The sequence below is a fragment of the Polyangiaceae bacterium genome (assembly GCA_015075635.1).
Taxonomy (GTDB): Bacteria; Myxococcota_A; Polyangia; order Polyangiales; family Polyangiaceae; genus JADJKB01.
The window spans coordinates 2250820-2263828 of the sequence record JABTUA010000002.1; the positions used below are offsets into that span (position 1 = coordinate 2250820).

The 13009-nt window shown below is 71.8% G+C and carries 5 protein-coding genes; 3 read left to right on the forward strand and 2 right to left on the reverse strand.

The genetic code is table 11. From position 1 onward, the window contains the following. The first annotated feature begins 58 nt into the window (after positions 1–58). Together HS104_26290 and HS104_26295 are read left to right on the forward strand one after the other, a co-directional pair. Positions 59–3889, forward strand: coding sequence for a protein kinase (locus tag HS104_26290; protein ID MBE7483475.1), 3831 nt, complete (start codon positions 59–61; stop codon positions 3887–3889). Next, positions 3873–7697, forward strand: coding sequence for a protein kinase (locus HS104_26295; protein ID MBE7483476.1), 3825 nt, complete (start codon positions 3873–3875; stop codon positions 7695–7697). Before HS104_26290 ends, HS104_26295 begins: the two co-directional genes overlap by 17 nt. 51 nt (positions 7698–7748) lie before the next feature. Here HS104_26295 and HS104_26300 read toward each other — a convergent pair whose 3' ends face one another. Beyond that, positions 7749–8561, reverse strand: a complete 813-nt coding sequence (locus HS104_26300; GenBank protein ID MBE7483477.1) for a phosphoribosylformylglycinamidine synthase subunit PurQ — start codon at positions 8559–8561, stop codon at positions 7749–7751. Between the two features lie 59 nt (positions 8562–8620). Further along, a complete protein-coding gene (locus HS104_26305) occupies positions 8621–11656 on the reverse strand; it encodes a phosphoribosylformylglycinamidine synthase (protein ID MBE7483478.1) in 3036 nt (1011 codons plus the stop codon). Positions 11657–11892: 236 nt separating this feature from the next. Between HS104_26305 and HS104_26310 the strand changes: the two genes are divergently transcribed. Next, positions 11893–12987, forward strand: a complete 1095-nt coding sequence (locus tag HS104_26310; protein MBE7483479.1) for a helix-turn-helix transcriptional regulator — start codon at positions 11893–11895, stop codon at positions 12985–12987. Positions 12988–13009: the final 22 nt, after the last annotated feature.

A 13009-nucleotide genomic window follows, 5' to 3' on the forward strand; every position in this document is an offset into this window, starting at 1 on the left:
TTCCGAACGCCGCCCCCTGGCGGCCGGACGGTCCCGAGGCTACGCCACCTCGAGCGTCTTGAAGCTCGGCGACGTCATCGCGGCTCGGTTCGAGGTCCAGGCCTTCGTGGGTGAAGGCGGGATGGGGGACGTGTACCGCGCACTGGATCGCCAGACCGGCGAGCCCGTGGCGCTGAAGCACGTGCGGGTGGCTCGCGAGGGCGAGCAGCGCTTCTTCCGCGAGGCCCGCGCGGTGGCGCTGCTCAGCCACCCAGCCATCGTGCGTTACGTCGCCCACGGCAGCATTCCCGGCGGCGAGCACTACCTGGCGATGGAGTGGCTGGAGGGCGAGAACCTGCGCGCCCGCCTGGAGCGGGGGCCGCTGCCGTTGGAGGAGTGCATCGATCTGGCGCGGCGCGTCGCCGGGGCCCTCGCCCACGCCCACGCCCAGGGCATCGTGCACTGCGATCTGAGCCCCGCCAACCTGCTCCTGATCGACGGCAGCGCGGGGCAGGCGAAGCTCTTGGACTTCGGCCTGGCCCGCCACCGCGGCGACCGCACCGAGACCACCGCCCAGTGGGAGGGGCCTGCCGGAACCATGGGCTACATGGCGCCCGAACAGGCCCGCGGCACCACCGAGGTGGACGGCCGAGCGGATCTGTTCGCGCTCGGCGCGATCTTGTTCGAGTGCATCAGCGGCAGGCCGGCGTTCGGCGCGGAGAGCTACTTGGCGGTGCTGGCCAAGATCGTGGTCGCCAGCGCGCCGCGCCTTCGGGACCTGGTGCCGGAGACACCGCTCCCGCTGGAGGACTTGGTGAGCCAGCTCCTGGCCAAGGACCCTGACGAGCGGCCGGCGTCTGCGGACGCCGTGCTCGAGGCCCTGAACGGCGTCGGTGGCTCCCGCCCCACGCTGCGGGCGCCCATCGCGGGGAACACCCTCGCCATCACGGAGCGCGAGCGGGAGCTGGTCAGCGTGCTCCTGGCGAGAGTGCCCGACGCGACGTCGCACCGAGACCTGGACCGGCGCGTGCTCGGCCTGGCGGCGCGGGCGAAGCTCCGCTCCGAGTCCCTCGCCGACGGGTCCTACGTGCTCACCTCCGCAGGCAGCGGCGTCGCCAGCGACCAAGCGGCGCGGGCCGCGAGCACCGCGCTCGAGCTCTCGGCAGTCGATTCGAGCTTCGCCATCGGCATCGCCACCGGTTGGGCGACGGTGGCCGGCGGCCTGGCGGAGGGCGACGTGGTCGAGCGAGCCGCGCGCTCGTCCGCGCGATCGGGCGTCATCGCCCTGGACGACGTCACCCGGGGGCTCCTACCCGCGCGCTTCGAGGTCGCGGGAGAACGCGGCAGCTTCACGCTGGTCGAGGTCACCCACAAGGAGCGCCCCGCGCGCCTGCTCCTCGGCAGAGAGACGCCGTGCGTCGGCCGGGACCGCGAGCTACGCACCCTGCACGCCATCTTGGAGGAGAGCATCGGCGCGCCGCTGTCGCAGGTCGTGCTCGTGACCGGCCCCGCGGGGGCGGGCAAGAGCCGCGTCCGCTACGAGCTGATGCGGCAGCTGGACGAGCGACACCCGGAGCTCCGCGTGTGGCTCGGCCGCGGTGATCCGATGCGCGCGGGTGCGCCGTTCGGCATCCTCGCCCAGGCGCTGCGCAAAGCGCTGGGGATCGGCGAGGGTGACCCGCGGGAGGCGCAGCGCGCGAAGCTCTCGGACCACGTCGGCCGCCTCGGCCCGGCGGCTGACGGCGAACGCATCGGGGAGTTCCTGGGCGAGCTCGTCGGCGTGCCTTTTCCGGAGTCCATCGCGCTCCAAGCCGCGCGTCAGGACCCGCTCTTGATGGGCGATCAGGTGCGCCGGGCGGCGGAGGACTTCCTCGCGCTCGAGTGCGGCAAGAACCCGGTGCTGCTCGTCCTGGAGGACTTTCAGTGGGGTGACGCCGCCACCGTCAAGGTCATCGACTCCGCGCTGAGGAACCTACCGGAGCTTCCCTGGACGGTGCTGGCCATCGCCCGTCCCGACGTGCACGAGAGCTTTCCGGCGCTGTGGCAGGATCGCAACGTCCAGGAGGTCCGCATCGGAGCCTTGACCCGGCGCGCCGCCGAGAGCCTGGTCAAAGAGACGCTGGGCGACGTGGACGAGGCCACGCTCGGCGACCTCACGCAACGCGCCGCCGGCAACGCCTTCTATCTGGAGGAGCTGATCCGCGCGCGGGCCGAGGGGAGGCGCGACGCGCTGCCCGACACGGTGCTCGGCATGGTCAAGGAGCGCATCGAGGGGATGGAGCCCGAAGCACGGCGAGTGCTGCGCGCGGCCAGCGTGTTCGGTCAGACGTTCACCGGCAACGGCATCACCGCGCTCGTGGGCGGTGACGCCATGGCTGGCGAGATCGGCGAGTGGTTGTCCACCCTCGAGCAGCGCGAGGTCGTGACCCGCCGCGCCGAGCCGGTCGCCGGTGACAGCGAGTACACGTTCCGGCACGCGCTGGTCCGAGACGCCGCCTACGCCATGCTCACGGACGAGGACCGCGCCCTGGGTCACCGGCTGGCGGCCGAGCACCTGGAGCGCAGCGGAGTGTTCGATGGCACGCTGCTCGCCGAGCACTTCGAGCGCGCGGGAACGCCGGAGCGGGCCGCCCGGTTCTGGGGCCTGGCCGCCCGTGCGGCCCTGGACGCCTGCGATTTCGACGCGGCGATCACCCGCGCGGAGCGGGGGCTCGCGTCCGGCGTGATCGGCCAGGAGGCCGCCGAGCTCGAGCTCTGCCGCGGCGAGGCGCTTCGCCTCGCAGGCCGGGTCGCCGAGTCGCTGCCGGTGGTCGACCGCGCTCTCGCGAGCTTCGCTCCAGGCAGCCTGGGTTGGTGCAACGCCGTCGGGGAGCGCTCGCTCATCTTGCAGCGACTCGGGCAGAGCGTCGAGCTCGTGGCGACGGCGTTCGAGCTCGAGTCCGCCGCACCCGACGACGACGCCACGGATGCGCTGGCTCTGGCCCGCGTGCGGGCGGCGCTGGCGTTGATCCGCTTTGGCGAGCGTGCGCGCGCCCGCAGCCTGGTCGAGCTCGCGGAACGCGCTGCGCCGATCGCGGGCCCGGTCACCTCCGCCTACATCCATGCGTTCCGGGCGGTGGAGGCCTTGCTCGACGGCAGCCCGGCGCGCTATCTCTCCGAGGCCCGAACCGCCCACGCACGCTACAGCGAGGTCGGCGACGTGCGCCTGGCCCTCGAGCAGAGCATCAGCATCGGCAGCATGCAGATGGAGCTCGGCGCTCACGCCGAGGCGGAGAAGACGCTCCGCCAGGCCATCGCCAGCGCAGAGCGACTCGGGCTCTGGCACGCGCTGGCCGGCGCTCGGCACAACCTCGGGCTCGCGCTGGCTCACCTGGGGCACTTCGACGAGGCAATCCGCCTGGAGCAGCAAGCCCTGGATGCCTTCCGCGACCGCGATCAGCGCATGGCCGGCGGCGCCGAGCTCGCCCTGGCCATGATCCACCTCTTGCACGGCGACAACGCGCGCGCCCTCGACGCCGGCAGTCGAGCCCTCGAGGTGTTGAAGAGCGCCGCGCCGCCCCTCGTCCCCGCCGCGCTCGCCACTCTCTCGCGCGCTCGGCTCGGGCTCGGCGACGCGCGGGAGGCGCTCGAGCTGGCCAACGAGGCCGACGCGCTGCTCAGCTCGGCGGGCACCGAGTTCGGCGAGCACGCCATCCATCGGGCCCGAGCCGAAGCGCTGGACGCGAGCGGCCAGCGCGAGGCTGCCCGGAACGTCGTGCAGAAGGCGCGCGAGCGCCTGGCGGAAGAGGCGGCTCGGCTCGCGGATCCGGCCCTTCAGGACTGCTTCCTCGAGCACGTCCCCGACAACGTGCGCTTGCTCAGCTTGGCGAAGGAGTGGCGCGTCTCGGAGCTCGATGATCCAGGCCGGTAGCGTCATCGGAGGGCGCTTCGAGATCCAGTCCCTCGCCGGCAGCGGCGGCATGGGAAGCGTCTACCGAGCCATCGATCGCGTGAGCGGACAGGCCGTCGCGCTGAAGCTCCTGGCGCAGCGCTCGCCACATGGAGCGCGCTTTCGCCGCGAGGCCGAGGTCCTGGCGTCGCTCCAGCACCCGTGCATCGTGCGCTACTTCGGCCACGGGGACGGTAGCGACGGAGAGCCGGCCTACATCGCCATGGAGTGGGTCGAAGGCGTGTCGCTGCGCGAGCGCCTGCTGGCTGGTCGGCTGGACGTGAGCGAGAGCGTCGCGCTCGCGCGCCGGGTGGCCGAGGCGCTGGGCGCCGCGCACCTCCAGGGGATCGTGCACCGGGACGTGAAGCCGGAGAACCTCTTGTTGGTCTCCGGACGTCACGACCAGGTGAAGGTGCTCGACTTCGGAGTCGCGCTGGCCCCGAGCCCCCGGGCGCGCATGACGCGCACCGGGACACCCCTCGGCACCATCGGCTACATGGCGCCCGAACAGGTTCGGGGCGAGATCGACGTGGACGCGCGCGCCGACGTGTTCGCGCTCGGGGCGGTCCTCTTCGAGTGTTTGACCGGCGAGTCGCCGTTCCACGCGGATCAACCCCTGGCAGTGCTGGCGAAGATCGTGCTCGAAGATGCGCCCCGCGTCCGAACGCTGAGGAGCGACGTCCCTAAGGAGCTCGAGCTGCTCCTAGCTCGGACGCTGGCCAGAGAGCGCGGGGAGCGCCCACGCGACGGCAACGAGCTCTGCGCCCTGCTCGGCGGCTTCGACGAGACCGCCGTCGTCCCCGTCGCCACGCCCAGCCTGCGTCCCCCGGCGCTGACCGGCGACGAGCGGGCGTTGCTCTGCGCGGTCGTGGGAGACAGCGGAGATCTGGCGGCCGATCGGACGCTGGTCCTGGAGGAGCTCGAGGCGCAGAACCGGCAACGGGCCAGGCTGGCGGAAGAGCTCGGCGGACGCTTCGAACCGCTCGGCGCGCGGAGCTTCGTCGCCACCTTCTCCGGACGCGGCGAGCCGAGCGGAATCGCGGTGCGGGCGGGTCGCGCCGCCCTCGCGCTTCAGCGGGAAGCGCCGGACATCGCCCTCGTCGTCGTCGCCGGACAGAGCAGCGATCGCGAGCACCTGCCGGTCGCCCGCGCCGTGGACAGGGCCGTGGCGCTCTTGGGCTCGGGCCGCGAGACCGGCATCCTCTTGGACGAGACCCTGGCGGGGCTCTTGTCGTCGCGCTTCGTCGTCCACGACTCCCCCCGCGGTCCGACCTTGGGCGCCGAGCGCGACGCTCCGCGCTCGCATCGCATGCTCCTGGGTAGGGCAACCCCTTGTCTCGGCAGACAGCGAGAGCTGGAGGCGCTGCGTGCGACCTGGGAGGAGTGCCGGAGCGAGCCCATCGCCCGGGTGGTGCTGCTCACGGGACCCGGGGGCATCGGCAAGAGCCGCATTCGGCAGGAGCTCAGCGCCGATCTGGGCGACTCCGAAGTCTGGCTCGGGCGCGGTGATCTCCTGCGCGCCGGGACGCCCTTCGCGCTCTTGGCCGACGCTCTACAAAACGCGTTCGAGCTGGCACGCCCCACGCCCGAGCAGAGCCGGGCTGCTCTCGCCGCCAAGGTGGCGCGCTGGGTGCCGCCTGCGGAGCGCGACCGGGTCACGGAGTTCCTGGCGGAGCTCTCGGGTCTGCCGCTCCCCGAAGAGCACAGCCGCGAGCTGCGCGCCGCGCGCCAAGATCCGATCTTGATGGGCGATCAGATCCGGCGCGCGTTCGAGGCTCTGGTGTTCCACGCGGCCCGGACGCGGCCGCTCGTCTTGATCCTGGACGACCTGCACTGGGGCGATCTGCCCTCGGTGAAGCTCGTCGACGCGGCGCTGCGCCGAGCGACGGAGCTGCCGTTCCTGGTGCTCGGCGTCGGGCGGCCGGAGGTGTCTTCCGCCCTGCCCAACCTGTGGGCGGAGCGCGACGTGCAGGAAGTGCGGGTGGGCCCGCTCTCCCGCAAGGCCGCCCACGAGCTCGCCCGCCTCGCCCTGCCCGAGGTGGGCGACGCCGAGCTCGGTTCGCTGGTCGAGCGGGCAGCCGGAAACCCGCTGTACCTGGAGGAGCTGGTCCGCGCCCACGCCGACGGCCGCGCCGCGGCGCCGGGCAGCGTGCTCGCGATGGTGCGGGCTCGCCTCGACGCCGTCGAACCCGAGGGGCGGCGCTTGCTCCGAGCGGCGAGCGTGTTCGGCATGCGCTTCTGGCGGGGTGCGCTCGAGGCGCTGGTCGCGGACCTCGGGGCTCCGCGCATCTCGACCTGGCTCTCGATGCTCTCGGAGCGAGAGCTGCTGGTGCCCGCGCTGGAGACGCGTTTTGCCGGGGAGCCCGAGTACGCTTTCTCCCACGACCTCTTGCGTGAGGCGGCGCACGCGACGCTCACCGACGAGGATCGCACGCTCGGTCACCGGCTCGCCGCCGCCTGGCTCGAGCAGCACGGCGAGCGCGACGCGCGACTCGTGGCCGAGCACCACGAGCAGGGCGGCAGCGCCACGAGCGCCGTGCCGTGGTGGCAACGCGCCGCCGTGGCCGCGCTCGACGCCAACGACTTCTCCAAGGCCCTGAGCTTCGTCACTCGCGGCAAGAGCGCAGGCGCCAGCGGTCCGTTGCTCGGGGCGCTCTTGCTCACGGAGTCGGAGGCGCTGCGCTGGGGCGGCGAGCTCGAAGCCGCGCTCTCGGCTCTCGAAGCAGGCCTCGCGCTCCTCCCCAGCGGCACGCCCCGTTGGTGCCACGGAGTCGCCGAGCAGGCGCTCCTGCTCCAGCGACTCGGTCGCGGCGACGCGCTGCCGAGCCTGGGGCGCTCGCTGCTGGGACGCTCGGTGCGAGACGCTCCGAGCGACGCCCTCGCCTACGCACTGGTGCGCACCGCTCTGTTCTGCCTCTTGTCCGGGCACGGCGCGCTGGCCGAGGAGCTGGCAAGCGCAGCGGCTCACGCCGAACGCGCCGGCGTCGACGTGGAGCCCGGAACCCGGGCCCAGAGCCGCGTGTTTCGCGCGCTCGCCGCGCTGTATCGCGGCGACTTCTCGACCTACCTCCGCGAGGAGCTCGCGGCGCGGCAGCACTTCGAAGAGGCGGGAGACGCCCGGCGTGCGCTCAACGAGTCCGGGAGCATCGGCTTCGCCCAGATGGAGCTCGGCAGCTACCACGAGGCCGAAGCGACCCTGAAGGAAGCGCTCGAGCGGGCGGAGCAGCTGGGCCTCGAGCACGTGAAGGCTGCGTCGTGGCACAACTTGGGCTTGGTGTACGCTCGGCTGGGTCGCTTCGACGAGGCCAAGAGCACCGAGGAGAGGTCGCTCGCAGTCTTCCGCGCGCAGAGCGATCGCCGACTGGAGGGCGCTGCGCTGACCTACCTCGCCGAGATCGCGCTCCTGGCTGGCGACTTTGCCGAGGCGGAGCGGGTCGCGAGGGAAGCGCTCGAGTTGGTGAGCCGAGTCGCGCCGCCCATCGAGCCTCTGGCTCAAGGCATCCTGGCAGCCGCGCGCCTCGCGCTCGGGGATCGGGTCGAAGCGCTCGCGCACGCCGAGGCGGCGATGCGCCGGGTGACTGCGGGCGCCATCGAGGCGGGAGAGGCGCTGATCCGACTGGTGCACGCCGACGCGCTCGAGGCCGGCGGACGCCAGGCGGAAGCGGCCGCGGCGCGCGCCGAAGCGAAGCGTGAGCTGCTCGAACGCGCCGGCCGCATCGAAGATCCGGCGGCGAGGCAGCGTTTTCTGGAGAACGTTCCGGAGCACGCGCGCACCCTCGCGCGATGCTAGATCCCTGGTGAGCTCGCGTCAGACGCGCAAGAGAAGAGCCCGCGCCAAGACTCAGGCGAGCGCGGCCGCCGCCGCGTCCACCCCGTTCCTGAAGATCGCCAGGCCCGCGCCCTCGCTGGGCGCTTCACCCAGCGCTCGGCGCCGCGCCCAGTCGGGATGGTGGAACGGATAGAGGAAGGCGTCGGGGTGCGGCATCAGCCCGAAGAGCCGCCCCGAAGGATCGCAGATGCCCGCGATGGCGTCCGGCGAGCCGTTGGGGTTCGCCGGCCAGTCCTGCGTCGGCGCGCCATCCGGACCGAGGTAGCGCGCGACCACCTGGTGCTGTTCTCGGAGCAGCGCCAGCGTCTGCTCCGACGCGAGGAACTTCCCCTCGCCGTGTCGCGCCGGGAGGTCCATGCGCCCGAGCCCGCGCGTCCACAAGCACGGCGACGCGCTGTCGAAGCCCAGACTCACCCAGGCGTCGCGATAGCCGGGCCGGTCGTTGGGCGCGAGCGTGGCGCGGGGCGTGCGGTAGTCGCCGTCGAGCCCCGGCAGCAGGCCGAGCCGCGTCATGGTCTGAAAACCGTTGCACACCCCGAGCGCCAGCCCGCCGCGCGAGATGAACTCCAGCAACTGGTCGTAGAGGCGATAGCGGATCTTGTTGGCGAACACGAAGCCAGCGCCCAGGTGGTCACCGAAGGCGAAGCCCCCGATGAACGCCAGCACCGGGAACTCCGCCAGGCGCCGCGGAGCCGTGCCCTGGAGCAGGTCGAGCAGGTGCACGCGCTCGGGGCGCGCCCCGGCCAATCGGAACGCCGCCTCCGTCTCGGCCTCGCAGTTCAGTCCCAGGCCCGTCAGTACCAGCACGCGCACCTCGCGCCGCAGGCGGTCCTTCTCGGCCGCGGGCAGGCCGTCGAAGAGCGCGAGGTCGTCGGCGAGCTTCTTCACGCCGCACCTCCCAGCGTGCGCTTGAACGCCGCCTCGAGCGCCCCGACCTCCACGTCGCAGAGCAGCGCCCCGCCTCTCCGGATCACCACGCGGGGTGCAGCCGAGACGCCGCCGATGCGGCGACACGCCGTCCCGGACATCCGGGCCTCGAAGTCCGCGGCCGCGCTCGGCACGATCGTCACGACCAGGCGCCCCACGGACTCGCTGAACAGCGCCACGTCCGGAGCCAAGGCGTCGAGATCGGGCGCCGCCGCGAGATCGACGTCGAGCCCGAGCTTCGCCGCGATCGCCATGCGCCCGAGGGCCAGGCCCAGGCCCCCCTTGGCGGGCACGGCCACCGAACGCACCAGGCCAGCGCGGATGGAGGACTCGAGCGCGCGGTAGAGCGGGCGCGTCGCCTCGAGATCGAGCAGCGGGACCTTCATGCCCACGAACGGCGCCGGCTGTCCGAGCGCCGGGTGCTGGCCCGCGCGCTCTCCCCGGTAGCGGTAGTACTCGCTGCCACCGGTCTCGTCGCGGGTCGTGCCGAGCAGGTAGACGAGATCCCCCGCGAGCTTCGGCTCCAGGGTCAGCGCGGTGTTCACGTCGTCGATGCGCCCGATGGCCGACACCAGCAGCGTGGGCGGCACGCTGATCTTCACGCCGCCCATGCGCGAGTCGTTCTTCATCGAGTCCTTGCCCGAGATCAACGGGGCGCCGTAGGCGACCGCCGCTTCGTACAGACCCCGACAGGCCCGCACCAACTGCGCCATCTTGTACTCGCCGTCGGGGTTGTCGGCGGAGGCGACCGGATCGGGCCAGCAGAAGTTGTCGAGCAGCGCGATGCGGTCGAGCCGAGCGCCCGCTGCCAGCTGCTTGCGCACGGCCTCGTCCACCACCGCCCGCGCCATCGCGTGGCAGTCGATGTCCGAGTAGAAGGGGTTCACGCCCTCGGAGAGCACGTAACCCGAGAGCGAGCCGTGGCGCACGAGGAACACGCTGGCCTCGGCCGGCACGTCGGCGGCGACGCCCACGAAGGGCTTCACCACCGTCAGGCCCTTCACCTCGTGGTCGTAGTGCCGCGCCTTCTCCTCGTTCGAGCACACGTTCAAGCGCCCGATCAGCTCGGTGAGGGTCGCGCCCAGATCGACCGGCGGCGGGTCGTCCGGCTCGGCGAAGCGCGGCGGCACCCAGCGCGCGGTCAGGTCGAGATCCGGATCCCCTTCGTGCAGGAAGGTCATGTCGAGGAGACCGATGGTCTCGCCTCGGAATCTAACCTCGAGATTGCCGCTATCCGTGAACTCTCCGATGACCGTGGCCTCGACCTCGCGCCGGGCGGCCAGCTCCAGGAGCGCTCCGACCTGATCCGGCGCCACGGCCAGAGTCATGCGCTCCTGCGCTTCGCTGAGCAGGATCTCCCAGGGCGCGAGCCCGGCGTACTTGAGCGGCGCCTGCTCCAGATCGAGCCGGGCTCCACCGGGCTTTTCGGCCATTTCGCCCACGCTCGACGAGAGGCCGCCCGCGCCGTTGTCGGTGATGGCGCGGTACAGGCCCCGATCGCGCGCTTCGAGCAGGAAGTCGAACATGCGCTTCTGCGTGATGGGATCGCCGATCTGCACCGCCTGGATCGGGGCGCTCTCGTCCAGCGCCGCCGAAGAGAACGTCGCGCCATGGATACCGTCGGCGCCGATGCGCCCGCCGACCATCACGATGGCGTCGCCGGGCTCCGCGCCCTTCTCGTGCCCCGGCCGACCCGCGATGGTCACCGGCAGCGCGCCGACCGTGCCGCAGAACACCAGAGGCTTGCCCAAGAAGCGACTGTCGAAGAGCTCCCAGCCGCGCCCGTACGGAATGCCACTCTGATTGCCACCGTCGATCACGCCGCGATGGACCCCGTCGCGAATGCGGCGCGGGTGGAGCAGTCCTTTGGGCAGCGGCCCGGCGTGGAACGGTGACGCGAAGCAGTAGCCCCAGACGTTGCTCAGGAGCTCGGCGCCGAGGCCTGTGCCGAAGGGATCGCGGTTCACGCCGACGATTCCGGTGATGGCCCCGCCGTAAGGATCGAGGGCGGACGGCGAGTTGTGTGTCTCGACCTTGTAGACCAGGTGGTGCTGCTCGTCGTGCTCGACCACGCCGGCGTTGTCGTGGAACACGGACACGAGCCAGCTCTTGCCCTCGCGCTCGACGAGCGCGCGCTCCACGGCTTCCGTGGTGCCTCGGACGAAGGCCTTGAAGATGGAGCGAATGGTCTCCGGCGCCCCGTCCCCTTCGCGGTAGGTGACCGTGGCGTTGAAGATCTTGTGCTTGCAGTGCTCGCTCCAGGTCTGCGCCAGGCACTCGAGCTCGACGTCCGTCGGCTGCTCGGAGAGGCCAGCGCGCTTTCGCGCCTCGCCGGCCGCCTGCGCCCGGAAATGGTCGCGGATCGCCCGCATTTCTGCCAAAGACAGCGAGAGGAGCTTCTGCTTGCTCAGACGCTCGAGCTCCGCGTCGCTGCCGGAGAGGTCGATGCGAGCGACCCGCGGCGTGTCGTGGCTCTGCACCCGCGGCACGGACAGGTCCGGGGCCGACGCGCGCCACTCGTCGTGGGACTCGATGCGCGTGGTCTGGATCACCGGGTTCGCCAAGAGCTCGAGCGCGATGCGCTCCGCCTGCCCGCGGTCCACTCCGTCCACCAGGTAGAGCGTCGAGGTGTAGACCGCGGCGGCGTCGGGCAGCTTGCGACCCAGGGTGTCCTCGACCGCCACCTTGGCGCTCTTGCCCACGGGATCGGTGACGCCCGGCTTGAAGCCGACGGAGAGTGCCCAGTCGAAGCGCTCGCCCTCCAGCCGCCCGAGGGCGCCCACCTGAAGCACCGGATCGGTCAGCTCCGCCCGGACCTTCTCCGCCTCGGCCGAGCTCAGGTCGCCGCTGATGCAGTAGACATCCCGGGTGCGCACGCGCGCTACCGGGATGCCCAGGAAGCTCCTCACGGTCTCGGCGACCCCCGCGCCGCGGGCGTCAGGCAGCTCGGGACGGACGGCGACTTCGATGCGAAAGACGGGCTCGGTCGTCATCGATGGCGCGGAGCCTAACACTTTCGCCCCGGGCGTTGGCGGCGTCGGCAAACCCCAGGAAAACCCACGTTTTGGGGCGCGCTGCGTGCTGCCAGGTCCACCGTCGCGTTTCGGCGTGGCGCGTGGTTGGCAAGCCCTGCCATCCGTCACACACCTCCCAATTGGGAGGTGTGTCTCGACTTGAGGCCGCACGCGGGAGCCGCCATCATGAGAGCGTGCAAATACCCGTCGCTGCGATGGCCTCGCAACTCCACGAGGTCGCAGTGGATCCCCAGCGCTGGAGCTCGGTCCTCCAGGCCGTGGGCGGAGCGTTCGACGGCTTGGCGTGCGGCCTCCGGTTCGAGGACGCAGACAAGCAGGTTCATCAGGTGTGGTGGGGCCTGCCCGCCGCGTTCGAGCGCGCCTACCTGGACCACTTCCACCAGCACGACCCTTGGATGCCCGGCGCTCGGAGCCTCCCGCTCGGGCGCTGCGTTCCCAGCCAGGCGCTCGTTCCCGACGAAGTCCTGAAGCGCTCGGAGTTTTATCGTGACCTGCTCAGACCCCATGGGCTGCGAGAGATCGTCGGTGGGGTGGTCGAGAAGTCGACATCCGGCATCACCACCTTCGCGGTGATGCGTGCCGACGGGGCGCGCTGCTTCGACGCCATCGACGCAGCCCAGCTCGACGCGCTCATCCCGCGTTTTCGCCAGGCGATCTGGGTCGAACGCCAGCTGGCGGAGCTCGAGACCGCAGGGCTCCAAGGAAGACCGAACCTGACTCGCGTCGGTCTGTTCGTGCTGGACTCGTCTGGGCGGATCGCGTCGGCCAATCCCACAGCCGAGCACCTGCTGCGTGCCGGCGATGCGCTCTGCTCCCGTTCTGGTGAGCTCCACGCCGTCTGCCCCATCAGCGACGCGGAGCTGTCGCGCGGCGTTCGTGGGGCGGTTCCAAGTGCCGAGGAGCACCCCGGCCCGGCCCGGGCCCTCCTCGCGATCCAGCGCTCGTCGGGGCCCGCGCTGGTCGCCAGTATCTCGCCGTTGACGGAGGCCGTGTCGTCGAAGCGAATCCCGGGCCCGCGGCCAGCGGTCTTGGTCTTGGTTCACGACCCCGTCGCCCCCATCGACCTGCTCGCCGTGGAGGCGGCGCTCAGGAGCCTGTATCGCCTGACGCCCGCCGAGGCGCGGGTCGCCGCGCTCGTGGGCTCCGGCCACTCGCCGGCCCAGACGGCGGCGCGGCTGAAGATCACACCCGGCACCACGCGCTTCCAGCTGAAGCAGGTCTACGCGCGAACCGGCGTGGACGGCCAGCGCGGACTGGTACGCCTCGTCTCCTTCCTCGCCGGACTCTGAACCTCCCACCCGAGAGATGCGC